26 protein-coding genes are annotated in these 22,948 nt (G+C 69.2%); 19 read left to right on the top strand and 7 right to left on the bottom strand.

Annotated features, from left to right (window positions below):
• The first annotated feature begins 110 nt into the window (after positions 1-110).
• The 17 genes from AC1D1G_RS13060 (at position 111) to AC1D1G_RS13140 (ending at position 16,668) form a co-directional block, all read left to right on the top strand.
• The gene (locus tag AC1D1G_RS13060; protein WP_283332581.1) at positions 111-1,151 is read left to right on the top strand and encodes an ABC transporter permease; all 1,041 of its coding nucleotides are present in this window, start codon (positions 111-113) and stop codon (positions 1,149-1,151) included.
• Entirely contained in the window at positions 1,148-1,858 is a 711-nt protein-coding gene (locus AC1D1G_RS13065; protein ID WP_283332582.1) for an ABC transporter ATP-binding protein, read from the top strand. Before AC1D1G_RS13060 ends, AC1D1G_RS13065 begins: the two co-directional genes overlap by 4 nt.
• Positions 1,859-1,987: 129 nt before the next feature.
• Positions 1,988-3,370, top strand: a complete 1,383-nt coding sequence (locus AC1D1G_RS13070; protein ID WP_317569642.1) for an MFS transporter — start codon at positions 1,988-1,990, stop codon at positions 3,368-3,370.
• Entirely contained in the window at positions 3,367-4,875 is a 1,509-nt protein-coding gene (locus AC1D1G_RS13075) for an aldehyde dehydrogenase (RefSeq protein WP_477952417.1), read from the top strand. Before AC1D1G_RS13070 ends, AC1D1G_RS13075 begins: the two co-directional genes overlap by 4 nt.
• Before the next feature lie 215 nt (positions 4,876-5,090).
• On the top strand, positions 5,091-6,020 hold the full coding sequence (locus tag AC1D1G_RS13080; protein WP_280781940.1) for a VOC family protein: 930 nt from the start codon (positions 5,091-5,093) through the stop codon (positions 6,018-6,020).
• On the top strand, positions 6,017-6,799 hold the full coding sequence (locus tag AC1D1G_RS13085) for an alpha/beta fold hydrolase (RefSeq protein ID WP_283353891.1): 783 nt from the start codon (positions 6,017-6,019) through the stop codon (positions 6,797-6,799). Before AC1D1G_RS13080 ends, AC1D1G_RS13085 begins: the two co-directional genes overlap by 4 nt.
• Before the next feature lie 14 nt (positions 6,800-6,813).
• Positions 6,814-7,320: a cupin domain-containing protein gene (locus AC1D1G_RS13090; protein ID WP_005248926.1), complete on the top strand. Its 507-nt coding sequence runs from the start codon at positions 6,814-6,816 to the stop codon at positions 7,318-7,320.
• Between the two features lie 2 nt (positions 7,321-7,322).
• A complete protein-coding gene (locus AC1D1G_RS13095) occupies positions 7,323-8,072 on the top strand; it encodes a 3-oxoacyl-ACP reductase family protein (protein WP_317569639.1) in 750 nt (249 codons plus the stop codon).
• Between the two features lie 16 nt (positions 8,073-8,088).
• Positions 8,089-8,871 (top strand): SDR family oxidoreductase, encoded by a 783-nt coding sequence (locus AC1D1G_RS13100; RefSeq protein ID WP_009477067.1) that lies wholly within the window; start codon positions 8,089-8,091, stop codon positions 8,869-8,871.
• Positions 8,864-10,531 (top strand): thiamine pyrophosphate-binding protein, encoded by a 1,668-nt coding sequence (locus AC1D1G_RS13105; protein ID WP_280781937.1) that lies wholly within the window; start codon positions 8,864-8,866, stop codon positions 10,529-10,531. The genes AC1D1G_RS13100 and AC1D1G_RS13105 overlap by 8 nt, the downstream gene beginning before the upstream one ends.
• The gene (locus AC1D1G_RS13110; RefSeq protein ID WP_477952420.1) at positions 10,528-11,658 is read left to right on the top strand and encodes an FAD-dependent monooxygenase; all 1,131 of its coding nucleotides are present in this window, start codon (positions 10,528-10,530) and stop codon (positions 11,656-11,658) included. The genes AC1D1G_RS13105 and AC1D1G_RS13110 overlap by 4 nt, the downstream gene beginning before the upstream one ends.
• Positions 11,659-12,807, top strand: a complete 1,149-nt coding sequence (locus AC1D1G_RS13115; RefSeq protein WP_477952421.1) for an MBL fold metallo-hydrolase — start codon at positions 11,659-11,661, stop codon at positions 12,805-12,807.
• Positions 12,808-12,895: 88 nt separating this feature from the next.
• Positions 12,896-13,630 carry an oxygen-binding di-iron domain-containing protein gene (locus AC1D1G_RS13120; protein WP_477952423.1) on the top strand — a complete coding sequence of 245 codons (735 nt, stop codon included), beginning with the start codon at positions 12,896-12,898 and terminating at the stop codon, positions 13,628-13,630.
• Positions 13,631-13,740: 110 nt separating this feature from the next.
• Entirely contained in the window at positions 13,741-14,700 is a 960-nt protein-coding gene (locus AC1D1G_RS13125; RefSeq protein ID WP_477952425.1) for a PDR/VanB family oxidoreductase, read from the top strand.
• A 12-nt stretch (positions 14,701-14,712) separates the two neighbouring features.
• The gene (locus AC1D1G_RS13130) at positions 14,713-14,925 is read left to right on the top strand and encodes a recombinase-like helix-turn-helix domain-containing protein (RefSeq protein ID WP_005248918.1); all 213 of its coding nucleotides are present in this window, start codon (positions 14,713-14,715) and stop codon (positions 14,923-14,925) included.
• Position 14,926: 1 nt separating this feature from the next.
• Positions 14,927-15,958: an aromatic ring-hydroxylating oxygenase subunit alpha gene (locus AC1D1G_RS13135; protein ID WP_005248917.1), complete on the top strand. Its 1,032-nt coding sequence runs from the start codon at positions 14,927-14,929 to the stop codon at positions 15,956-15,958.
• 20 nt (positions 15,959-15,978) lie between these two features.
• On the top strand, positions 15,979-16,668 hold the full coding sequence (locus tag AC1D1G_RS13140) for a TetR/AcrR family transcriptional regulator (protein ID WP_477952427.1): 690 nt from the start codon (positions 15,979-15,981) through the stop codon (positions 16,666-16,668).
• A 9-nt stretch (positions 16,669-16,677) separates the two neighbouring features.
• Here AC1D1G_RS13140 and AC1D1G_RS13145 read toward each other — a convergent pair whose 3' ends face one another.
• Positions 16,678-17,238: a MarR family winged helix-turn-helix transcriptional regulator gene (locus AC1D1G_RS13145; RefSeq protein ID WP_192817853.1), complete on the bottom strand. Its 561-nt coding sequence runs from the start codon at positions 17,236-17,238 to the stop codon at positions 16,678-16,680.
• A 108-nt stretch (positions 17,239-17,346) separates the two neighbouring features.
• A complete protein-coding gene (locus tag AC1D1G_RS13150; protein ID WP_009477076.1) occupies positions 17,347-17,712 on the bottom strand; it encodes a RidA family protein in 366 nt (121 codons plus the stop codon).
• A gap of 105 nt (positions 17,713-17,817) precedes the next feature.
• Here AC1D1G_RS13150 and AC1D1G_RS13155 point away from each other — a divergent pair, with 105 nt between their 5' ends.
• On the top strand, positions 17,818-18,525 hold the full coding sequence (locus AC1D1G_RS13155) for a UdgX family uracil-DNA binding protein (RefSeq protein ID WP_477952429.1): 708 nt from the start codon (positions 17,818-17,820) through the stop codon (positions 18,523-18,525).
• Complete coding sequence (locus tag AC1D1G_RS13160; protein WP_477952430.1) at positions 18,522-19,451, top strand: NADP-dependent oxidoreductase; 930 nt, start codon at positions 18,522-18,524, stop codon at positions 19,449-19,451. The genes AC1D1G_RS13155 and AC1D1G_RS13160 overlap by 4 nt, the downstream gene beginning before the upstream one ends.
• 50 nt (positions 19,452-19,501) lie before the next feature.
• On the opposite strand, the gene AC1D1G_RS13165 is transcribed toward AC1D1G_RS13160, so the two are convergent.
• The 5 genes from AC1D1G_RS13165 to AC1D1G_RS13185 are packed head-to-tail and all read right to left on the bottom strand — an operon-like array spanning position 19,502 to position 22,875.
• Positions 19,502-20,440 (bottom strand): CopD family protein, encoded by a 939-nt coding sequence (locus tag AC1D1G_RS13165; protein ID WP_477952432.1) that lies wholly within the window; start codon positions 20,438-20,440, stop codon positions 19,502-19,504.
• 5 nt (positions 20,441-20,445) lie between these two features.
• Positions 20,446-20,979: a copper resistance CopC family protein gene (locus tag AC1D1G_RS13170; protein WP_477952433.1), complete on the bottom strand. Its 534-nt coding sequence runs from the start codon at positions 20,977-20,979 to the stop codon at positions 20,446-20,448.
• On the bottom strand, positions 20,976-21,644 hold the full coding sequence (locus AC1D1G_RS13175) for a YcnI family copper-binding membrane protein (protein ID WP_283332596.1): 669 nt from the start codon (positions 21,642-21,644) through the stop codon (positions 20,976-20,978). Before AC1D1G_RS13175 ends, AC1D1G_RS13170 begins: the two co-directional genes overlap by 4 nt.
• A gap of 40 nt (positions 21,645-21,684) precedes the next feature.
• The gene (locus AC1D1G_RS13180; RefSeq protein ID WP_009760487.1) at positions 21,685-22,203 is read right to left on the bottom strand and encodes a hypothetical protein; all 519 of its coding nucleotides are present in this window, start codon (positions 22,201-22,203) and stop codon (positions 21,685-21,687) included.
• Between the two features lie 18 nt (positions 22,204-22,221).
• Positions 22,222-22,875 carry a DUF6474 family protein gene (locus tag AC1D1G_RS13185; RefSeq protein ID WP_280781925.1) on the bottom strand — a complete coding sequence of 218 codons (654 nt, stop codon included), beginning with the start codon at positions 22,873-22,875 and terminating at the stop codon, positions 22,222-22,224.
• Positions 22,876-22,948 lie beyond the last annotated feature (73 nt).

The following is a 22,948-nucleotide window of genomic DNA, read 5'->3' on the forward strand; positions in this document are numbered from 1 at the left end:
ACGTGCGATGGAACCGTGTCGTGTCCGGGGCACGGTGAGTTCGGAGGCCGTGAGGGCCGCCCCGGCCCGCATCGACTGCGGCGTCGGTCGTGATCTGGAGAGGACCACCTGTGTTCGTCGCATCGAGAGACCTGCGTGCCGCGCGTGGTCGCTTCGCGCTGATATCCGTCGTCGTGGTGCTGATTGCGCTGCTCGTCACGTTTCTCAGCGGCCTCACGGCCGGACTGCGTCATCAGAACGTGTCCGTCGTGGAACGCATCGACGCGGAGTCGGTGGTCTTCGCCGCCTCCGACGACGGTCCGTGGTTCGACGAGTCCGTGCTGACGTCCGAGCAGGTGGCCGTCTGGCGGCGGAGCGCCGACTCGGTGCAGCCGATCGGCGTCGGACGAGGCTCGGCGTCGGCAGTAGGAGGTCCGGCGAAGGGGGTGGCACTGGTCGGCGCGGACGGCGGTGTGGGCGACCGTTCACCGTCCGCGCCGGGAACCGTGATCCTCGGGGCAGGCGCGGCGCGATCCCTCGGCGTCGGCGCCGGCGACCGTCTCACCGTCGGCGACGTCACCTTCGCCGTGACCGCAGTCCGCGGCGACGACTGGTACGGCCACAGCCCGGCCGTGTGGATGACGCTCGCCGACTGGCAGCACGCGAACCCGCGTGGGGGTGCGGCGACGGTGCTCGCGGTGGCCGGCGGGGACGACGCCACGAACGCCGTCGCGGGGACGACCTCCCGAAGTGTGGCCGACTCCTTCTCCGCCATCGGCTCCTATACCTCCGAGAACGGGTCACTGACGTTGATGACGGTGATGCTGTTCGCGATCTCCGCGCTGGTGATCGGCGCGTTCTTCACGGTCTGGACCCTCCAGCGGACCCCCGATGTCGCGACGTTGAAGGCGCTCGGCGCGTCCACCGGGTCGCTCGTGCAGGACGCGCTCGGGCAGGCGCTCGTCGTCCTGCTCGCCGGCGTGGGTGTCGGTGTCGGGACGGCAGCGGTGGCCGGGTCGATGATCGGCGACGCCGTGCCGTTCGTGCTCGACATCTCCACCACTGTCCTGCCCGCCACCGCTCTCGTCGGGCTGGGCCTCCTCGGCGCCGCGTTCGCGCTCCGCTTCCTGTTCACCACCGACCCCCTCACCGCCCTCGGGAGCACACGATGACCACCCCCGCCCTCACCCTCGACGACGTCACCCTCACCTACCCCGACGGCGCGGGACGCGTCACCGCCCTCGACTCGGTGTCGCTGGCCCTCGGCCGGGGTGAGATCGCCGCGATCACCGGTCCGTCCGGTTCCGGAAAGTCGACGCTCCTCGCGGTGGCGTCGACGCTGATCCGGCCCGACTCGGGCTCCGTCCGGTTGGGCACCACCGAACTCACCGCGCTGAGCCGGCGGGAGGCGTCCACGCTGCGCCGCGACCGGATCGGCATCGTGTTCCAGCAGTCCAATCTGGTGTCGTCGTTGACGGCCCTCGAACAACTGGAGGTGATGGCGCATCTCGGGCAGCGGATGTTCGTGCCGCGGCGGGCCGGGCGCGCGAAGGCTCGCGACCTGCTCGACGCCGTCGGCCTCGCAGACCATGCAGGGAAGCGGCCCGCGCAGTTGTCGGGTGGGCAGCGGCAGCGGGTCAACCTGGCCCGGGCGCTGATGAACGATCCGTCGCTGCTGGTCGTCGACGAGCCGACCAGCGCGCTCGACCAGGAACGGGGCGCCGCGATCATGGATCTGATCCTCGGTGTGGTGCGAGAGCGCGAGGTCGCGACGCTGCTGGTGACACATGACCACACGCATCTGTGCAGAATGGATGCAGTCCACCGCGTAGTCGACGGCTCTCTCACCCGTGAGCACTTGTTAACCGCGGAAGGTTAAGAAGTACGCACAGGTGTGAATAACATGTTTCTTCCAAAGTCAAGGGTTGACGTTTCTCATGTGCGTGAGATTACATCTTAGTGGTAAGCCTTTGAGGGCTTAAGTAAATGCCTCGACCCGACCCTGAGGATGCTCATGACGACGGTATCGCCCGCCATGGCTGCCACAGCTGAGATGATCAGCGCCCGACTCGAACGCCTGCCGATGAGCAGGTGGCACATCAAGGCCCGCGTCATCGTCGGCGCCGTCACGTTCTTCGACGGCTTCGACCAGCTGATGATCGCGTACTCTCTCCCCGTTCTCATCCCCAAGTGGGGTCTGACCCCCGGCGACATCGCCTGGGTGATCGCCATCGGCGGCATCGGCATGCTCGTCGGCGCCCTCGCCGGCGGCTGGTTCGCCGACCGCGTCGGCCGGCTCAACGTCATCATCTTCTCGCTCGCGCTCTACGCCGTGATGAGCCTCGGCATGGCGTTCACCGACAGCCTGATGCTCTTCCTCGTCTTCCGATTCGTGCAGGGCATCGGCCTCGGCGCCGAGGTCCCGGTCGCAGCGAGCTACATCGGCGAGATCACCAAAGCCCACAAGCGCGGACGGTTCGTGCTGCTCTACGAGGTGATCTTCCCGATCGGGCTCGTGATGTCGGCGATCGTGTCGGCGTGGGTGGTCCCGAACTACGGCTACAAGATCCTGTTCGCGCTCGGCGCGCTGCCCGTCGTGCTCCTGCCGCTGCTGTGGAAGCTGCCAGAGTCGCCGCGCTGGCTCGCGTCCCGTGGCCGCCACGAGGATGCGCACAACGCCATGACCCGCATCGAGAACGAGATCACCGGCAAGTACGGCAAGACGCTCCCGGCCCCGCAGCCGCTGCCCGCCGTCGCCGTCGACACCCGCCGCGGAACGTTCGCGGAGGCCTTCCGGGGCATCTACCTGCGTCGCACGCTGATGCTCGCCGCGATCTGGGGCTGCGCCTACTTCGTCAACTACGGCATCGCGTCCTGGCTGCCGACGCTGTACCGATCCGCATTCGACGTCAGCGTCGACACCGCCCTGCACTACAGCATCGTCACCAGCGTCGCCGGCCTGATCGGCTGCATCCTCGTCGCATTCCTCATCGACAACCTCGGACGCCGCATCTGCATCACCGCGTCGATGGTCCTGTGCTCCTCGCTGCTCTTCCTGCTCGCCGCCTCCGGCGCCGACACCGCGACGAAGGTCCTGTTCTGGTCGGCCGGATCCGCGCTGTTCGTCTTCGCCGTCAACATGGCGCTCTACGTCTACACCGCGGAGCTGTACCCGACCCGGATGCGAGCCATCGGCTGCGCGATCGGCGGAGCGAGCGGACGCCTCGGCATCATCGTCGGCCCCCTCGCCGTCGGCGCCATCCTCGACGGGGGCGGCACACTCACCGTCGTCTTCGGAATGTTCGCCGCGGTCGCAATGATCGGTGCCCTCGTGGTCGGCTTCTTCGCCGTCGAAACCCGCGAAAAGACCCTCGAGGAGATCTCCCAGTGACCGTTCTCGACACCGCACCACAGACACTGCCGTTCGTCCCGGTCGCCGACCGGATCCTCGTCGCCGGGCAGTGGCGGCAGGCGAACGGCCCCGCCTTCGCGGTCACGGACCCGTCGACCGGCGAAACCCTGCAGGTGATCCACCAGGCCACCGCCGACGACGCCGACGAGGCGGTCCGCAAGGGCCGCGCCGCCGCCGCCGACCCGGCGTGGCGCGCGCTGCTCCCGCACCAGCGGGCCAAGTACCTGCACCGCATCGCCGACGCGATCGAGGCGAACACGTCCCGGCTGGCGCTGCTGCAGAGCTACAACACTGGCAAGACGGTCGCCGAGACCACCGCACTCGTCGGCAGCGCGGCGGGCACGTTCCGCTACTTCGCCGCCGTCCTCGAAACCGCGGACGACGACCTCACCACCCCACGCGGCAACTTCCTCACGATGAGCGTTCTCGAGCCCATCGGCGTGGTCGGCGCCATCGCACCGTGGAACTCGCCGGTGGCCAGCGACGCGCAGAAGTTCGCGCCCGCGCTGGCGGCAGGCAACGCCGTCGTTCTCAAGCCCGCCGAGTGGACGCCGCTGGTGTCGCTGGAACTGGCGCGGCTCATCGACCAAACACAACTGCCTGCCGGACTGCTGTCGGTGCTGCCGGGCAAGGGCTCGGTGGTCGGCGACGCCATCGTCACCCACCCCGGTGTCGGGAAGGTGACGTTCACCGGCGGCACCAACACCGGACGGTCCATCGCGCACGCGGCAGCCGACAAGCTGATGCCCGTGTCGTTGGAACTCGGCGGCAAGTCGCCGACGATCGTGCTGGACGACGCGGACCTCGACGCCGCCGTGAACGGCGTCATGTACGGGATCTTCTCGTCCACCGGGCAGAGCTGCATCGCCGGATCCCGGCTGTTCGTCGACCGCCTCATCTACGACGAATTCCTCGAGAAGCTGGTGGCCAAGACGCAGCGACTGCGACTCGGACCCGGCCGCGACCCCGACACCCAGGTCGGGCCGATGGTCCACCGCAAGCACCGCGACAGCGTCGCCGCATACGTCGACCTCGCTCGCGAAGAGGGCGGACGAGTGTTGTGCGGCGGGGCGATCCCCGACGACGAACGGCTCCGCGACGGCGCGTACTACCTGCCGACGATCATCGACGGGCTCCCCAACAATTCGCGCACCTGCCAGGAGGAGATCTTCGGACCCGTCCTGGTGGTCCTGCCGTTCGACGGCGACGCGGATCTGGTTGCACAGGCCAATGATTCGGTATTCGGTCTGGCGTCGGGAATCTGGACGCGCGACTACCGTCGCGCGTGGAAACTCGCCCGCCGCCTCCAGGCCGGCACCGTGTGGATCAACACCTACAAGCAGTTCAGCATCTCGACGCCGTTCGGTGGCGTCAAGGAGAGCGGGCTCGGGGTGGAGAAGGGGCGCAGCGGTATCGCCGCCTACTCGCGGCAGAAGAGCATCTACTGGGGCCTCGACGAGGAACCCAATCCGTGGGCTGATTGAGCGACCCGCTCGTGGGCTGATTGAGCGACCCGCTCGTGGGCTGACTGAAGCTTGCTCGCCGAATGTCACACGGGTTCCGCCTGACTGAACCACGGTCACATCGGCCCACGGGGAAGCTGAAGTAGTAGGTCGTCCGGAAAGAAATTCCCGTCAGCTCTGTACGACCTATTACTTTAGCGCTAAGATATTGAGACCTAAGCAACTGGAGGCATGCGATGAACCAACCCATAGCCCGGCTGCGGTGCCTGCGCTCCGTCGAACTGCGCACACAGGCCAGCATCGAATCCACCGACTTCTACTCGGAGGTGTGGGGACTGCGCGTGGTCGAGCAGGGCACGGACGGTGCCTGGCTGCGGGGAACCGGTGAGCACCACCACGCGCTGCAACTCACCCAGGCCGAGCGGAACGGCCTCGGCCGCATCACGTTCGCCGTCGCCACGCCGGCCGAGGTCGACGAGGCCGCCCGCCGACTCGAACTCCGCGGCGTCCCGATCGTCAGCGGCCCGGGGCCGGTCGACGATCTCGGCGGCGGCTACGGCGTCAGCCTGGTCGACCCCGAGGGCCGCGTCGTCGAACTGCTCGCCGACGCGCTCGCGGTCCCGAAGCTCGGCCGCGAGGACGCCGTCCCGGTGGGCGTCACGCACGTCGTCCTCAACACCGTCGACATCGACGCCGCGGTGACGTTCTACTGCGAGGTCCTGGGCATGCGGGTCTCCGACTGGTCCGAGCACCAGATGGCGTTCCTGCGCTGCAACACCGACCATCACAGCATCGCGTTCAACCAGGCCGAGTGGACGTCGGTGAATCACGTCGCCTACGAGATGCCCACCGTCGACCACTTCATGCGCGGCATCGGCCGGTTGCGCCACCACGGCACCGTGCCGCTCTGGGGTCCGGGCAAGCACGGCCCCGGCGACAACACGTTCTCCTACTTCGCCGACCCGGCAGGGCTGGTGTGCGAGTACACGTCCGGCATCGCGCAGGTCGACGAGGACCGGTGGCTGTGCAAGGTCTGGCGCCGGGTTCCCGAACTCTCCGACCTGTGGGGCACCGCGGGCCCGCCGTCCAAACAGGTCCGCGACCACATGGCCGGCATCCCCGACCCCGGTGCGTTCGAGCGGTTCGACCTCGGGCGGGCGTCGTGACGCACGTCGTCGAATCCGGTTCCGGCCCCGCGCTGCTCATGCTGCACGGGATCGGTGGCGGCGCAGACAGTTTCGCGCCGCAGTTCGACGAACTGTCGTCGTCGCTGCGACTGCTGGCCTGGGACGCTCCCGGTTACGGCCGCAGCGAGGACCCGGGCCGTCCGTTCGACCTCGACGACTACGCCGACGCCGCCGCCGACGTGATCCGCGACCGCTGCGGTGACGCGGGAGCGCACGTCCTGGGGATGTCGTGGGGCGGCGTGATCGCCACCCGGCTGGCGCTGCGCCACCCCGGGCTCGTGCGGAGTCTGCTGCTCGGCAGTTCCACCGTCGGCTCGGGAGCGGACGGCGACGCCGCCGGCCGGATGCGCGCCCGGGCCGCGACGCTCGAGCAGGAAGGCGCGGAAGCCTTTGCCGCCGAACGGGCCCCGCGGCTGCTGTCCGGGACCGCCGGTGACGAACTGACCGCGAAGGCCACGGCGATCATGGCGTCGTCGATCCGGCTGCCCGGCTACGGGTACGCCGCGGAGTCGATGGCGGCCACCGATCACACGGCCGATCTGCCGAAGATCGACATCCCCACGCTCGTCCTCGGCGGAGACGAGGACAGGGTGACCGGGGTTCCGGCGAGTCAGGTTCTCGCAGGCGGAATTCCGGGTGCCGTGTTCGTCACCATCCGGGGTGCCGGACACCTCGCGAACCAGGAGCGGCCGGAGGCTTTCAACGCCTGGGTCGAATCCTTCATCCACATCACCGAACGCCTACGCAACCACCTCTAGAGAAGGAGCACGACATGACACTCGAATACGGCACCGCCGATCTGAAGGAATTCACCGACTCACTGATCCTCACCCGTGGCTCCCGCCACGAGGACTGGGACACCCTGGGTTTCCAGGCCAAGGCCGGCGACCAGTTCAAGCGCGCGCAGATCCGCTACGTCGGCTCCGGCGCGACGGGTAACCACGAGAACGACAACCGCACCATCGTCTCGCGCGGATTCACGTTCTCCAACATGCTGCTTCCCCCCGGCGCCGAGGGCCCGGAGCACACCCACCACGACGCCGAGGAAGCCTTCTTCGTCCTCGAGGGCGAGGTGGAGGTCGGTGTTCACCGCGACGGCCAGGTGGAGAAGCGCACCCTCGGTTACCGCGACATGATCGTCGTCCCGGCCGGAGTTCCGCGCAGCCTGAAGAACAACGGCGACAAGGACGCTCTGTTCTGCGTCATCATCGGCGCGCAGAAGCCGCAGATCCCGACGTACCCCGAGACGTCGGCCATGCACGGCGTGACGCGGGACTGACCGTGAATCTCGACGGCCGCAGCATTCTCGTCACCGGGGCGGGGCGGGGTCTCGGACTCGCCCTGGCCCGCCGGCTCGGCGAGGACGGCGCCACCCTGTGGCTCGCCGACATCCGCGAGGACTGGGGCGAGGACGCGGCGGCGAGCCTGCGCGCCGACGGCGTCAAGGCACAGTTCGTCCGGGTCGATCTCCGCGACGCGGAGTCCGTCGACGCGATGGCGGCCACCGTCACCTCCGGTGGTCCGCTGTACGGCCTCGTCAACAACGCGGCCCTCGCGGACGGCGTGGGCGGCAAACCGATTCACGAACTCGACATCGACGAGTGGGACCGGGTGCTGGGCGTCAACCTGCGCGGCACGTTCCTCGTGAGCAGGGCGATCATTCCCTCCATCATCGGGAACGGAGGCGGACGAGTCGTCACCATCGGCTCCGACGCCGCCCTGTACGGTTCGCCGCGCCTCGCGCACTACATCGCCTCCAAGGGCGGGGTGGCCGCGCTGACCCGCGCCATGTCCCGTGACCTCGGCCCGCACGGCATCACCGTCAACACCGTCTCACCCGGTCTGACCGAAAGCGAATCGGCGCAGAAGGTTCCGGAGCACCGGCACGAGCTGTACCGCCTCAATCGCGCGCTCGAGCGGCCACAGCAGCCGTCGGACCTCGTCGGCGCCGTCGCGTTCCTGATGGGACCCGAGGCGTCCTACATCACCGGCCAGCAACTCGTCGTCAACGGCGGATTCGTCCTGCACTAGAGAAGGGGACCACGTCGTGGACCTGCAACTGAAAGACCGCACCCACCTGGTGACGGGCGGAAGCTCGGGAGTCGGGCTCGCCACCGTCGCGATGCTGCTCGAGGAGGGTGCCAACGTCGTCACCTGTGCGCGCGACCGCGACCGGCTCGACTCCGTGATCGCGCCGCTGCCCGGCAGTGACCGCGTCCTCACCGCGTCCTGCGACGTCCGGGACCCGGCCGCGGTCGCCGCGCTGGTCGACGCCGGTGTCGCCCGATTCGGCGGCCTCGACGGTCTGGTCAACAACGCAGGCAAGTCCCGCATGGTCCCGCGCGGCGAGGCGACCCTCGACGACTGGCGCGACGAACTCGACCTCAAGTTCTCCAGCGTCCTCAACACCGTCGAGGCCGCCCTGCCGGTACTGCGCAAGTCCGACGCCGCGTCCATCGTCAACATCTCGGCGGTGCTCGCACGTCAGCCCGAGCCGCGGCTGGTCACCACCAGCGCCGCCCGGGCCGGGCTGCTGAACCTCAGCAAGTCGCTGTCGCTCGAACTCGCCGCCGACGGCATCCGCGTCAACTCGGTGTCGCTCGGACTGGTCGACACCGGCCAGTGGCGGCGCCGCTACGAAGAGTCCGGCACCGACGCCACATTCGCCGAATGGGAGGCGGAGATCGCCCAGGACCGCGGTATCGGCCTCGGCCGGTTCGGCCGCGCCGACGAGGTGGCCGCCATGATCGTGACCCTGCTGTCTCCACGCTCGTCCTACGTGACGGGCACCAGCCTCGACGTCTGCGGAGGCGTCGCGCGCTATGTCTGAGAGGAACACCATGTCTGCACGAAATGACAAGCAGGTGGGTAATGGGGGCGACCTGCTCGTCCAGGTGCTGCGCGAGGCCGGTGTCGACACCGTCTTCGGTATCGTGAGCGTCCACAACCAGCCCCTGGTGCAGGCGGTGAGCAAGCACCTGCGGTTCGTGCCGGTCCGGCACGAGGCCACCGCGGTCAGCGCCGCCGACGGGTACGCCCGCGCCACCGGCGGCCTCGGCTGCGCTCTCACGAGTACCGGCACCGGTGCCGGCAACGCGGCCGGTTCGCTGATCGAATCGCTCAGTGCCGGAACGTCGGTGCTGCACGTGACGGGCAACGTCGAGAGCCGCTACCTCGGCTCGGGTCGCGGTTTCATCCACGAGACCAAGGATCAGCTGGGCATGCTGACGGCGACGTCGAAGCATGCCGCCACCATCCTCGACACCGACGGCGCCGGAAAGGTGTTGCGGGAAGGCGTCGCTGCCGCGCTCGCCGCGCCCGGAGGCCCGTCGAGCATCGAATGGCCCATCGACCTCCAGTACGCGGAACACGTCATCGACGTGGTCGAACCGGTGTCGGAGTCGCCGCGCACACCGGACGTCGACGAGTTGGCCGTCGCCTTCGCCCTGCTGCAGTCGGCGGAACGTCCGGTGATCTGGGCTGGCGGCGGTGTCGCCACGGCCGGCGTCGAGCTGACCGAACTGGTGGAGCAGTGGGGAGTCCCGTTGCTCACCAGCAACTCCGGGCGCGGCGCCGTGCCCGAGGACCATCCGCTGTGCATCGGCAACTACGGCAACACCCCCGTGGGGCGCGAACTCCTCCAGGATGCCGACCTGCTGCTGTCGCTGGGTACCCACTTCCGGTCCAACGAGACCGGCGACTACTCCATGCCCGTTCCTGCCGTGCACGTGCAGGTCGATATCGACGCGGCCGCGATCGGACGCGTCTACCCGGCGGAGGCCGGGGTCACCGCTGACATCGCGACGTTCCTCCGGCAGCTGTCGGGCCTGACGCCCGTCGACGCCGCCTGGACCGAACGTGCTCGCGCCACCCGCGAACTCGTCCGCAGCAAGCAGCGCGCCGGACTCGGCGATCACGCGGTGCTGTGCGACGCCGTGCGTGCCGCGTTCCCACAGGATTCCGTGATCGCCCGCGACGTCACCATTGCGTCGAGTTCCTGGGGCAACCGGCTGCTGCCGATGTTCGACCCCAAGTCCAACGTCTTCCCTCGCGGCGGCGGCATCGGGCAGGGACTGGGCATGGCCATCGGTTCCGCGCTGGCCGACGAGACCCGTCCCACCCTGGCCCTCGTCGGCGACGGCGGCCTGGCCGTCCACTTCGGTGAGATCCTGACCATGGCGCAGGAGAAGCCGTGGCTGGTGCTGCTCGTGTTCAACGACGGCGGCTACGGCGTGCTGCGCAACATGCAGAAGGGCGGCGGCGAAGACACCTACGCCGTCGACCTCGTCACCCCCGACTTCCCGTTGCTGGCGCAGTCCATCGGCGTGCCGTACCTGCGGATCGGTGGCGCCGGCGAGGCCCACGAGGTGCTCGCGGACGCCGTGTCGAGGCAGGCGCCGGTGATCGTCGAGGTCGATCTCGCCGCCTACGGCGACATGCCGGCACCGTTCACGCCGCCCGTCACGGTCCCCGGAAAGGCTGCACAGTGACCACGGTCGCCGTCTGCGGCGGCGGCATCGGCGGACTGGCAACGGCGATCGCCCTCCACAAGTTCGGTCTCGACGTCACGGTCTACGAACAGACGAGGCAGTTCGCCCGCGTCGGCGCCGACATCAACCTCACCCCCAACGCGGTCCGGGCTCTCGACGGACTCGGCATCGGCCCGGCGATCCGCGAATCGGCCGCCCGCCCGCAGTTCAGGATCAGCCGCACGTGGGACACGGGAGCCGAAACGTCCCGGCTGCCGATGGGCGACAGCGCGGAACAGCAGTACGGCGCACCGCAGTTGACCATGCACCGGGGCGACCTCATGACCGCGCTCGAGAACCGGCTGCCGTCGGGTGTCGTCGAAATGGGTCGCCGGGTCAGCGGCGTGGCCGACGGCCGCATCGAGTTCACCGACGGCAGTGGGGTTTCCGCAGACGTGATCATCGGCGCCGACGGGATCCACTCCGCGGTCCGGACGTCGCTGCTGGGGCGGGAACAGCCGACGTTCACCGGGGTCGTGGCGTTCCGCGCCGTCGTCCCCACCGAACGCGTCGGCGACCTGCCGAACCTCGACTGCTTCACCAAATGGTGGGGGCCGGATTCGTCGACGCAGATCGTGACGTTCCCCCTCAACCAGGGCAAGGACATCTTCGTCTTCGCCACCTGCGCGCAGGAGGAGTGGACCGAGGAATCGTGGACCACACCGGGATCCGTCACCGAACTGCGCGAGCTGTACCGCGACTTCCACCCCGAGGCACGAGCCCTCCTCGACGCCTGCGACGACGTCCTGAAATCGGCTCTCTACGTGCGCGACCCGCTGGCGTCGTGGACCGACGGGCGGTCCGTGCTCCTCGGCGACGCAGCACATCCGATGATGCCGTTCATGGCGCAGGGCGCCGGCATGGCAGTCGAAGACGCCGTCGTCCTGTCCCGCTGCCTCAGCCTGTTCGACGACCCCGCAGTCGCGCTGCAGACCTACCAGGAGACGCGACTGCAGCGGACGTCACGCATCCAGCGGGGCTCCCGGTCCAACGAATGGCTGAAGGTCGCGGGCAACGGCGACTGGGTCTACGAATACGACGCCTGGCAGGTGCCGCTGGAGTTGGCCGCCGCCCGCACGGACGCCTGAATGGAACCCGCCGGCGGACAAGCTCTGTCGAGGCGGCGGGCGCTGGCCCTGCTGGGGTCCGCCGCCACTGCCGTCGCCGCGACGAGCTGCGCGTCCCACACCGCGGACGCGCAGCCGAGTGGCGCGACGCCACCGGACGCCTACGAGTTGTCCGGTGACGTCGACGGTTACGCGACGACGCTGATTCTGCTCGGCACGGCGGCCGGTCCCATCGCCGTGCCGGGGCGGAGCGGCACGTCCAGTGTGCTCGTCGTCGGCGACACACCGTATCTGATCGACGCGGGTCCCTGGTCGAGCCGAAAGCTGATCCAGGCTGGTATCGCCGCGGATTCGCTCGGTGGCGTCTTCGTCACGCACATGCACAGCGATCACATCGCCGATCTGTTCAACGTCTTCTGGCTGCCGGGCGGGACACCGTCCTACACATTCCGCAACGTGGTGCCGGTGTACGGCCCGGGCTCGGCGGGCAGATTGGCGACGCCCCGCGGCGGCAAGAGCATTCCGATCCAGAGTCCGGCCTCGCCGACACCCGGACTCACCGATCTGTTCGCGGGCGTACTCGACGCATTCGCCTACGACATCAACATTCGCAACGTCGAAAAGGGCGCCCAGTCCGACTACGGACAGCGGTTGTCGCTGCACGACGTACTGCCACCGGTGTCGGCGGGTGCGTCCGCCGACAACACGGCGCCGGAGATGGAACCGTTCCCGGTGTTCGAAGACGACCGGGTCCGGGTCACCGCGACGCTGGTTCCGCACGGCCCCGTCTATCCCTCGCTGGCGTACCGGTTCGACACGGAGGACGGTGCGGTCACGTTCTCCGGCGACACCGCGAAATCGGCGAATGTCGTCCGGCTCGCCCGAGGATCCGACATCCTCGTCCACGAGGTGATCGACGTCGACTTCTACGCGCAGACTTCGGGTCCCGCACTGGTCGAGCACATGATTCACGCGCACACCACCGCGCAGGACGTCGGGCGCGTCGCCACGGACGCGGATGTCCGTCAGGTGGTGCTCTCCCACATCGGGCCGGGCGACCCCCGGCAGGTCACCGACGACCAGTGGGAACGAGGCGTGAAGTCCACGTTCGCCGGCACCGTGACCGTCGGGCACGATCTCGTCCGGATCGGCGTCGGGCAGCGGCGGTAGCCTCATCGCGGACCCGCAGGATCTTGCGCGCCGCCGCTGTCCCGAGAAGGCTGGATCTCACGATACCGTGACGTGATCGGAGCCAGGGATGGACACCACGATTACCGAGCTCGCTCCCGACATCTACCGGTTATCCACGTATCTGGACGAGCCCAACCTGATCATGAACCAGTTCCTCGTCGACGGTGAGGAACCGCTGCTGTTCCACACCGGTCAGCGTGCGCTGTTTCCGTCCGTGTCCGCGGCGGTCGGCCGGCTGATTCCTCTCGACAGGCTGCGGTGGATCACGTTCGGGCACGTGGAGGCCGACGAGTGCGGCGCGATGAACTCGTGGCTGGCGGCCGCGCCGAACGCCGAGGTCGCGCACGGGGCGATGGGTTGCTTCGTGCAGGTCAACGACCTGGCCGATCGTATGCCGCGTCCCCTGCAGTACGGCGACGTGATGGAGACGGGCACCAGACGGGTTCGCCATCTCGACACTCCGCACGTTCCGCACGGGTGGGACGCCGGGCTGGTTTTCGAGGAGACGACGCAGACGCTGTTCTGCGGCGACCTGTTCACCGCGTTCGGGCATCATCCGCCTGCCACGGAGGAGGAGATCGTCGGCCCGGCGATCGCGGCGGAGGACATGGGGAACGCGACGTGCCTGTCACCGGCGCTCGGGCCCACGATCCGGGGACTCGCCGATCTGGAACCCCTGCTGCTGGCACCGATGCATGCGCCGGTGTTCACCGGTGACTGCGTGCAGGCTCTTCACGACCTCGCACAGGCGTACGAGGAGCGGCTCGCGGCCGAGACCGTGCGGTACCGCGAAGCGGAGTAGCCCGGCCTGTGCTCGACGAATTTCCCCTCAACTGTGGCGCACGATACATCTTAGTGCTAAATTATTGAGCACTAAGGAACTATGCCTTCGGTTGAGCCTGGGAGTGAGCGATGACAACAGACGCAGACACCGTCCCCATGATGGTGCGTCAGATGCGGGTCGAGTCCTCGGGCGTGGTGTCGCTTCGCCTCGAACGACAAGACGGCGGCGCGGTCGACCGGTGGACGCCGGGCGCCCACCTGGACCTGCACCTGAACCGCGGGACCATCCGTCAGTACTCCCTCTGCGGAGACCCCGACGACAAGACCGGGTACCGCGTCGCGATCCTCCACGAGGTGACCGGCCGAGGCGGCTCCCGGCACGTCCACGAGACGCTGCGACCCGGCGACAGCCTGTCGGTGAGCGCACCCCGCAACAATTTCGAACTCCTGCCCTCGCCGCGCTACGTGTTCATCGCCGGCGGCATCGGCATCACGCCGATCCTCGCGATGATCGGTGAAGCCGAACGCATGGGCGCCGAATGGGAACTGCACTACGGCGGCCGTGCCCGCGCGTCGATGGCGTTCCTCGACGAACTGTCCGGATACGGCGACCGCGTACACGTCGTCACCGAGGAGGCCGACGGCATCCTCGACCTCGCCGGCATCCTCGGCACCGCCCGTGAGGAAACGCTCGTCTACGCCTGCGGCCCCGAGGGTCTGCTCGGCGCGGTCGAGGGGTACACCGATTCCTGGCCGGACGGCGCGATCCGGCTCGAGCGGTTCAAGGCGAAGGAGATCCCCGCCGACACCCTCGCCGGCGACCGTCCCGTCCGCGTGATCTGCGAACGATCCGGCATCTCGGCCACCGTCGCCCCCGACCGGACCATCCTCGACACCCTCGAGGAATCCGGCGTCGACGTCCCCAACTCCTGCCGCGAAGGCATCTGCGGGACATGCGAAACCCGCGTCCTCGCCGGCACCCCCGACCACCGCGACTCCCTGCTCTCCAGCTCCGAGCAGGAGTCCGGCACCACCATCATGATCTGCGTTTCCCGCGCCCGCTCCGACGAGCTCGTGCTGGATCTCTAGAAGGGAAGAACCATGAGCCTGTATCTGCAACCACGCCAGTCCGGCACGGCACCCACCCCGTACGAACGGAAGCTGGCCGGTGCGATCGAAGAGGTCTTCGGCACCGGTGTGCACCACCTCGAAGGCCTGGTGAAGGGTTTGAACGCCCTCGGCATCCACAGTCCCGGCGGCGACGCCTGGACCACCGACACTTTCACGGACGAGATCCGACGGATGGGGGCCTGACATGGTGAACCGACTGCACAAGGCGGCTCTGACCGGCGACGAGATCTTCGCGACCGGGATGCGCGACCAGTGGCACGCGGTGTGCCCGTCCGACTTCGTCGCGCGCGGCGACATGAAGAAGGTGCGGCGCCTCGGCGAGGACTGGCTGCTGTTCCGTCAGTCCGACGGCACCCTCCGCATGCTCGCCGACCGCTGCCCGCACCGCGGCGCCCCGCTGTCGCAGGGTCAGCACCTCGGCGATCGCGTCGCCTGCCAGTACCACGGCGTGCAGGTCGACGGCGGCGGCACCGTCGTCTCCGTCCCCGGAATGCCCGGCTGCAACCTCGAGGGCAAGCGGCTGGTGACCAGCCTCCCCGTGCGGGAGGTGGCCGGCGCCGTGCTCGCCTGGTTCGGCACCGACCCCGACGCCGAGCCCGCGCCCCTCGAACTCCCCGAGCGACTCACCGACGACGGCATCTCGCACTTCCTCTGCTACGCGGAGTGGAAGGCGCCGTGGCGGTTCACGCTGGAGAACCTGCTCGACCCGATGCACGGAGCGTTCCTGCACCGCGAATCGCATTCGATGTTCGGCGGCGAGACGTCCGCGAAGTTCCGGATCCGCGAAACCGATCGCGGGTTCTTCTTCGAGAAGACCGACCAGCGGGGCGTGAACTTCGACTGGGTCGAATTCTGCCGGACCGGCATCGACTGGGTGGACCTCGAGATCCCGTACCCGCCGACCGCGGGCCCGGGTGGCTCGTTCGGCATCGTCGGCATGGGAACGCCGATCGACGCCGAGACCACCGCGGTGTTCTTCTGGCGGTACCGCCGCGTCGAGGGCTGGGAACGCGACGTCTGGCGGTTCCTGTACCGCACCAAGCTCGAGGAGCGGCACTGGGTGGTGCTCGAGCAGGACCGCACCATGCTCGAGGCGATGGCATTCGACGCGGACCAGGCAGAGAACCTGTACCAGCACGACCTCGGCGTCATCCGGCTCCGCCGGCTCTACCGGGCTCAGGCAGAAGCCCAGGCGAAGGCACTACAGCAGGCGTAGGGTCGCCCGGGTTGACGTGAATGAAATGTCAACCAAGAATGTGTGACGGCCGACACGTCGGGCGCCGGCCGGGGTACGAGGAGGCGCGAGCGGTGCTTACGAACGGTGACGATCGAGGTCGGCTCGCGTTGGTCGAGGCGGCGGGGCGGTGCTTCGCCGAGCTCGGATACGAGCGCACCACCGAGGCGGTCATCGCCGCTGCCGCCGGGGTGTCGCAGGCCGAATTCTCCGCCCGGTTCGCATCCCGGGACGACGCGTTCCGTGCCGTCGCCGCCGCGGTGTTCGACACGTTCGTCGAGGCTCAGCGCATCCCGGTCCCGCCGGACGCGGACCCGCGCACCGTCCTGCGCGCGGCCACCGCGGCGTTCATCGAGACCGTCTACAGCAGCGGCCGCCTGTTCACGATGATCGAGGACCGCGCCGCCGTCGACCCAGTGATCGGGGAACAGCTCGAGGCGGCCCACAACCGGATCCTCGGCCGGTACATCCGGTTCATCGAACGGCTCAACCAGGCCGGAATCGCGACGCCGTGCGCCGAACCCGCCCAGCTCGCCCGCAAGCTGTCCGAGGCGCAGTGGACGGGTGCGGCGCGCCTGATCGGTGCATCGCAGGACGAGCAGCGACGCTTCATCGTGGAGATGACGGCGGCGTCCGAACGGTTCATCGGATTCGGTGAGGTCGCCGACCTGACCGCCCGCGCGGCCAGCTGAGTCCTCCGCTCAGGCGGTGGGGGCCTGGTTCTCGACGATCGAGTGCTCGAGCTTGCGGAGCAATTCGGCCAACGCCGCCTGATCGTCCTGCGACATCCCGCTGAGGATCTGCGACTCGTTGGCGAAGTGGGCCTCCGCGACCTTCTCGATCACCCGCAAGCCCTCGTCGGTGAGTTGCGCGTGCACGATGCGGCGGTCCTCGGCGTCACGCTCCCGCTGCACCAGTCCCGCCTTCTCCAGGCGGTCGACGCGCAGCGTGACTCCGCCGGTGGTGACGAGGGCGGATTCCGCCAGCTGTCCGGACGTCATCCGGTACGGCGGACCCGAACGTCGGAGGGCGGCCAGAACGTCGAACGACGCCATGTTGATGCCGTGCTCCTCGAACACGGCGGCAAGGGACGTCTGGTACCGCAGATACGAACGGTGCAGGCGGCCCAGCACTTTCAGCGGACTCACATCCAGGTCGGGCCACTGGTGGGCCCACTGGTCGACGATGTCGTCGACGGCATCGCGATCTGGAACGGGGCGTTGCGTCACCGGGCGCACCTCCTGGATCCTCGAGGGTCTCATCTGTTTAGTACCAAGATATCGAACGAGCATAGGTGACGGCGACGCGCCGCGGGTCCCCGTCGATTCCTCGGAACGGGGACCCGCGGCGCTGCCGGGCGGGGTGCGCTGTCAGCGTCCCTCGACCGCCGCGACGGCGTCGATCTCGGCGATGGCGCCGTAGGGGAGGCTGCTGACCTCCAGGAAGGTGCGCGCGGGACGCGGCTCGTCGAAGATGCGCTCGAACTGGCGGTTCGCCTCCTCGCGCAACGACAGGTCGGTGACGTAGTAGGTGAGCTTGACGACGTCCTTCAGCTGTCCGCCGACGGTGGCGAGGCGATCGACCATGCGGTCCACGGCGGCGTCGAGCGCCTCGGTGCGGCCCGGGACGGCGGTGCCCTCGGCATCGACGGACAGTGCTCCGGAGACGAACGCGAGTCCGCCGGCGACCACGGCCGGGCTGTAGGGGTGGTGGGCGGTGACTTCGGTGAGGGACATGGAGGCTCGCTTTCTGGGTGGGCTACTCCGGTGATTATATCTTAGCGCTAAACTAATTGACAGGGTGGCGCGAATGAAGCTCCGCCCGACGGGTACTCGACGCCCATGCCCCGAGCCACGAAGCCCTCGGCCGCACCGTTCGTGCCGGACACCGTCGACCTCGACGCACTGTCCCGCGCGGCGGACGGGTGCCACGGCTGCGATCTGTACCGCGACGCCGAGCAGACCGTCTTCGGCGCGGGCAGGCGATCCGCACGGATGATGCTCGTCGGCGAACAACCCGGCGATCAGGAAGACCGCGTCGGTGAACCGTTCGTCGGTCCGGCAGGAAAACTCCTGAACAAGGCGCTCGACGCGGCGGGCATCGACCGGGACCTCACCTACGTCACCAACGCGGTCAAGCACTTCAAGTTCGTCCCCGCCGAACGCGGCAAGCGTCGAATCCACAAGAAGCCGAACCGCACCGAGATCGTCGCGTGCCGGCCGTGGCTGATCGCCGAACTGGCGGCGGTCCAGCCCGACGTCCTCGTGTGCCTCGGGGCCACCGCCGCGCAGGCATTGCTCGGCCCGTCGTTCCGCCTCACCGAACACCGCGGGGAGCTGCTGCACCTCGACGGCGAGGTCGACGTCGACGTGGATCCGGACGTCTTCGTGACGATCCACCCGTCCGCCGTGCTCCGCGGACCTTCGGAGGATCGGGACGACGCGTTCGACGCCCTCGTCGCCGATCTGAAGAAGGCCGCCGCAGCCCTGTTGATCAACCAGCCGAATCTCTGGCGCGACGGACCGCCGAGGACGAGATTGTTGGCATGACGAATTCCAACCCGAAGCAGACCATGAAGGCAGTCTCCTACTCGTCCTACGGTGGTCCCGAGGTGCTCGAGACCCACGACGTGCCCGTCCCCGAACCCACCGGCAACCAGGTACGCCTCGTCATCCGGGCCGCCGGCGTGAACCCCATCGACTGGAAGCTGCGGTCGGGGTCGATGGCCGAGGTGATGTCGGTGCAGTTCCCGAAGATCCCGGGCAGTGAAATCGCCGGCGTGGTCGACGCGGTCGGTCCGGACGCGACCGGCGTGGTGGTGGGTGACGAGGTGTTCGGCTGGTCCGACACCGGCGGCTACGCCGAATACGCGCTCGCCTCGATCGTCGTGCCGAAGCCGCAAGGGTTGAGCTGGACGGACGCCGCCACCATCCCCGTCGCCGGCGAGGCAGCCACCCGTGGACTGCGGCTCCTGAAGCTGAAATCCGGTGAGACGTTGCTGGTGAACGGCGCATCGGGGGCGGTGGGAACCCTTGCGGCGCAACTGGCGCTGGATTCGGGTGTCACCGTGATCGGCACCGCGAGCGAGAAGCACCACGACGCGCTGCGGGAGCTGGGCGTGACCCCCACGACGTACGGAGAGGGGCTGGCGGGCCGGGTCCGCGAACTGGCCCCGAACGGTGTCGACGCCGTCCTCGACGCCGGCTTCGGCGGGCTCGAGGCGGCGATGGACCTGCGCGGGGGCACCGACCGGATCGTGACGCTGTCGGACGGTGCCGCGTTCGGGCTGGGAATCACGTTCTCGTCCGGCAACGCCGGCGACCGGAACGCGGAGACACTGCGCCGGCTGGGCGCCCTCGCCGCGGACGGGAAACTGTCCCTCCCGCCCGCCCGCACGTTCCCGCTGACCGACGCCGCCGACGCGCAGCGCGCCGGCGAGAAGGGCGGCAGCCGCGGAAAGATCCTCTTGCGCTGACGCGCCCGTGAGTACTTATTAACCGCCGCACGTTAATAAGTACTCACGGGTCAGGCGGTGGTGGCAAGGGCGGCGGCGAGACCGAACGGAACGGCCATCACCACCACCTCCACGATCGCCCGTCGCAGGGACCCCTCGGCGCTGATCCGGTGCGCGGCCGCCTGCCCGACCCACGTTCGCCGCCACCACCAGCCGAGTCCGAGGAGCGCCGCCAACGCCACCGCCTTGGCGAGCACGATGCGGCCGTAACCGGTGTCGAACAGCGGCGTCACCCCGCCCAGCCGGACCGCGGCGTCGACGATCCCGGTCGCGGTCAGCAGCCACACGCACCGCCACGCGACGACGGAATACCGCGGCAGCCACGACGACCAGTCCCCGCGCGACCGGAGCATCRGACCGAGGGCGGCGAGGAGCCCGAACCACACGGCGGCGGCCAGGGAATGGACGACGTCGAGGACCGAGCCGAGAACCTGCTGCGACATGTGGCCGGTGATCGGGCGGGCCACCAGGGCGAGCGCCGCGAGCACCAGCACCGGGACGGGGAGCCGGGCGTCGCTGCGGCGGAACGCGACCGCCGACCACGCGGTGGCCGCGGCCGTGCATACGAGAACGGCGAGGTCGACGCGTCCCGCGCTGATCTCGGTCACGTACGCGCCGAACCGTCCGACCGACAGCTCGGACAATCCCAGGGCGTCGGCCTCCGCCGCCGTCATCGACAGCAGCACCGCCTCGGCGAGCATCCACGCACCGGCGACGGCGGTCGACAGCCGCCACAGCCGTTGGTCCCGCACGAGGGGACGGTTGTCCGCGCGACTCCACCAGCCCAGCGCGGCGAGTCCGAGCACCGCCGAACCGAGCACCAGGCACAGCGCCCGGACGGCGCTCGACGGTGAGGGGTCTTCCGGTTGCGCCAACGCCCAACCGCATGCGACCCCGACGAGCGATGTGGGTACGGCGAACAGCAGCCAGGACTGTCGCGCCGTACCCACCGTGCTCAGTTCTCGCCGCGAGGCTTGCGGAGCGCGAACCACAGTCCGCCGCCGAACACGAGCACACCGGCAACGATGAACGGCCACAGCGGAACTCCGCCGCTGCCGGATTCACCCGAGCTGTCCGCTGCGGCGCCGGGGGTGCCCGACCCCTCCTCGGTGAGGGTGAACGTGCGGGTTCCGCTCACCGGATGCCCGTCGGCGGACGTGACGCGGAACGCGACGGTGTACACACCGGCCGGTCCCAGTTCGCCGAGTTCGGCACTGACCGTGGGCCCCTCGACGGCGGGGTCACCCTTGGTCCACAGGTTGCCGTCGGGCCCCACCACGGTGAGGGACGCGAACGATTCCTGCAGCGCCTCGTTGAACGTGACGCTCACCCGTTCCGGGCCGGCCGCGATCTCCGCGCCGTTCTCGGGGGTGGAGCTGATCACCACGGAATGGGCGAGCGCGGTGCCGGCCCCGAGCATGCTCGCGAGCATGGTCAGGAGCCCGACCGCGATCACCTTCACCGACGTGAAGGTGGTGCGTCCTCTCATGAGCGACGGCTCCGGACCATGGCGCCGAGGCCGAGGGCCGCACCGAGCGCGCCGAGGACCAGGCCGATGCCGCCCAGCCAGCGGGCGGTGTCGTCGGTGCCGGACGCCGTCGTCTCGGTCTCCTCGGACGTCGTGGCGCCGCCCGCGTCGTGGCTGTGGTCTTCACCGCTCGCCGCGGCCAGTGTGAGCGTGGGTGCCGGCTTGCCGGGCTCCGCGCCGTCGGCGCCGACCGCCTGATCCCAGTTGACGACCTCGCCGTCGCTGTACGTCTGGGCGGCCGGGAACGACACCTCGTCCTGCTCCGGCAGCGGTCCGGCGGACAGTTCGAACTGCTGGAACTGGCCGGGCGCCACACCGACACCGGGGTCGGCGGTCCACGTCACGGACTTTGCGAGCTTGGACGTCGGGTCCTTCTCGACGACGGACGTCCACCCCGGCAGCGGTGTGGTGCGGGCCGACTTCAGGTCGGGGAGCGTGACGGTCAGCTTGGTGGTGGACGCCGTCTCGGATTCGGTGGGAACGCGGAACGTCAGGACGGAGTAGCCGCCCTGCTCGGCGCCGGGGGCGACGACGGTCACGTGGGCGGCGGCGACACCGGCCGCGAGCAGCATGGCGCCACCGGCGGCACCGGCCGTGAAAAGGGCACGGGAAACGAGGGAATTCATCGAAGGTCCTTTGAGGGTCTGAACGGAGAAGAGGTGAGAGTCAGACCGGGACCGGGGGACCGCGACGCGAAATGCTCGCGCGCAGCAGGGCGACCACGGGATTCGCGGGACGCGCGGGGACGTGTGCCGTGGTCACCGCCGAGACGGGCTGCGGTGCGCCGCGGAGCACCACCCGCCAGACGTGAACGAGGGGGCCGTACAGACGCTCGGCGTTCGCGACCAGCAGGGCGCAGATCGCGGTGGCGGCCGCGTGCGCGGCGAGCATCGGCAAGGCCGGGACCACCGAGTGCACGTGCGAGGTGAGCGTCAGTGCGAAGTGTCCGGCCACCTGGCCGACACCGAGGGCACCCATCAGCGCGAGCGGTCCGTGGAAGCGGGCGGGCAGTTGCGCGGTGACCGCACCGACACCGCTGCACGTGACGAGCAGCAGGGTCAGCGCGGCGGATTCGGGGAGGCCGCCCCCGCCGATGCCGTGCGCGGCGACCGCGAGAGCGGCCACGAGCGCGCCGACCGCCGAGCCCCGAAGGGTGGCGGTCGCGGCGGGGCGGGCAGGGGACATTGCGGTGGGTCGGGTCGTTCAGCGCACGCCGAGGCGGGCGAGGAGATCGGCTTCGACTCCGTCGAGTTCGGACGAGATGGCGTGATGAGCGGCCTTGCGGCGGGCCTGCGGCATCTGCTCGGCCGCGCGGACGGCGGTGCTCAGATCACCGAGGCGCTCACGGATCGCGGCGGCGAACTTCTGCGTCTCCGCGTCGTCCGGCTTCTGCCCGAGGATCTCCGTGGTGGAGCTTTCGGCACCGGCGATGCGGGCGCTGAGCTTGGCGCCGTGCCCGGTGAAGTTGGCGAGCTGGTCGATGTCGACGCCCATCCGGTCGGCACGGCGGGCATCGATCTGCCCGCGCACGACCGTGGCGGCCCGGTAGGCGATCGGCAGCAGCACCGGCGTCAGCAGGCGTGCGACACCGAGGTACTTGCGGACGGCGGCGACCGTGAAACCCTTCTGGGCCGCGGCCTTCTCCTCGGCCTTCAGCGCAGCGATCTGAGCCTTCTCGACCTTCTTCAGTGACTTCAGCTCGGCAGCCTCGAGCTTGCGGCCGGCCTTGGCGGACTGCTTGTCGCGCTTCCGTTCGTTCTTCGCGCTCAGCTTCGCCTCCACTCCGGCCTTGTGCCTGAGTGCCTTGGCTTCCGCCTTGCGGGTGGCTCGGGACTTACGTTTCTTGAACAACCCCATCGAAAAGACCCCTTTTCCTGGTGTTTCAGCGCAGCCCACGCTACCAACTGCATCCGGTGCTTCGGGATCAGCC

It is taken from the genome of Rhodococcus sp. P3_B8 (genome assembly GCF_056402775.1).

What these genes read in the sequence shown, in the direction of transcription:
- AC1D1G_RS13065 (WP_283332582.1), top strand. Translation starts at nt 1,148, where the DNA reads ATGACCACCCCCGCCCTCACCCTCGACGACGTCACCCTCACCTACCCC.
- AC1D1G_RS13070 (WP_317569642.1), top strand. Translation starts at nt 1,988, where the DNA reads ATGCTCATGACGACGGTATCGCCCGCCATGGCTGCCACAGCTGAGATG.
- AC1D1G_RS13080 (WP_280781940.1), top strand. Translation starts at nt 5,091, where the DNA reads ATGAACCAACCCATAGCCCGGCTGCGGTGCCTGCGCTCCGTCGAACTG.
- AC1D1G_RS13090 (WP_005248926.1), top strand. Translation starts at nt 6,814, where the DNA reads ATGACACTCGAATACGGCACCGCCGATCTGAAGGAATTCACCGACTCA.
- AC1D1G_RS13105 (WP_280781937.1), top strand. Translation starts at nt 8,864, where the DNA reads ATGTCTGAGAGGAACACCATGTCTGCACGAAATGACAAGCAGGTGGGT.
- AC1D1G_RS13115 (WP_477952421.1), top strand. Translation starts at nt 11,659, where the DNA reads ATGGAACCCGCCGGCGGACAAGCTCTGTCGAGGCGGCGGGCGCTGGCC.
- AC1D1G_RS13120 (WP_477952423.1), top strand. Translation starts at nt 12,896, where the DNA reads ATGGACACCACGATTACCGAGCTCGCTCCCGACATCTACCGGTTATCC.
- AC1D1G_RS13125 (WP_477952425.1), top strand. Translation starts at nt 13,741, where the DNA reads ATGACAACAGACGCAGACACCGTCCCCATGATGGTGCGTCAGATGCGG.
- AC1D1G_RS13130 (WP_005248918.1), top strand. Translation starts at nt 14,713, where the DNA reads ATGAGCCTGTATCTGCAACCACGCCAGTCCGGCACGGCACCCACCCCG.
- AC1D1G_RS13135 (WP_005248917.1), top strand. Translation starts at nt 14,927, where the DNA reads ATGGTGAACCGACTGCACAAGGCGGCTCTGACCGGCGACGAGATCTTC.
- AC1D1G_RS13140 (WP_477952427.1), top strand. Translation starts at nt 15,979, where the DNA reads ATGAAATGTCAACCAAGAATGTGTGACGGCCGACACGTCGGGCGCCGG.
- AC1D1G_RS13145 (WP_192817853.1), bottom strand. Translation starts at nt 17,238, where the DNA reads ATGAGACCCTCGAGGATCCAGGAGGTGCGCCCGGTGACGCAACGCCCC.
- AC1D1G_RS13150 (WP_009477076.1), bottom strand. Translation starts at nt 17,712, where the DNA reads ATGTCCCTCACCGAAGTCACCGCCCACCACCCCTACAGCCCGGCCGTG.
- AC1D1G_RS13155 (WP_477952429.1), top strand. Translation starts at nt 17,818, where the DNA reads ATGCCCCGAGCCACGAAGCCCTCGGCCGCACCGTTCGTGCCGGACACC.
- AC1D1G_RS13160 (WP_477952430.1), top strand. Translation starts at nt 18,522, where the DNA reads ATGACGAATTCCAACCCGAAGCAGACCATGAAGGCAGTCTCCTACTCG.
- AC1D1G_RS13170 (WP_477952433.1), bottom strand. Translation starts at nt 20,979, where the DNA reads ATGAGAGGACGCACCACCTTCACGTCGGTGAAGGTGATCGCGGTCGGG.
- AC1D1G_RS13175 (WP_283332596.1), bottom strand. Translation starts at nt 21,644, where the DNA reads ATGAATTCCCTCGTTTCCCGTGCCCTTTTCACGGCCGGTGCCGCCGGT.
- AC1D1G_RS13180 (WP_009760487.1), bottom strand. Translation starts at nt 22,203, where the DNA reads ATGTCCCCTGCCCGCCCCGCCGCGACCGCCACCCTTCGGGGCTCGGCG.
- AC1D1G_RS13185 (WP_280781925.1), bottom strand. Translation starts at nt 22,875, where the DNA reads ATGGGGTTGTTCAAGAAACGTAAGTCCCGAGCCACCCGCAAGGCGGAA.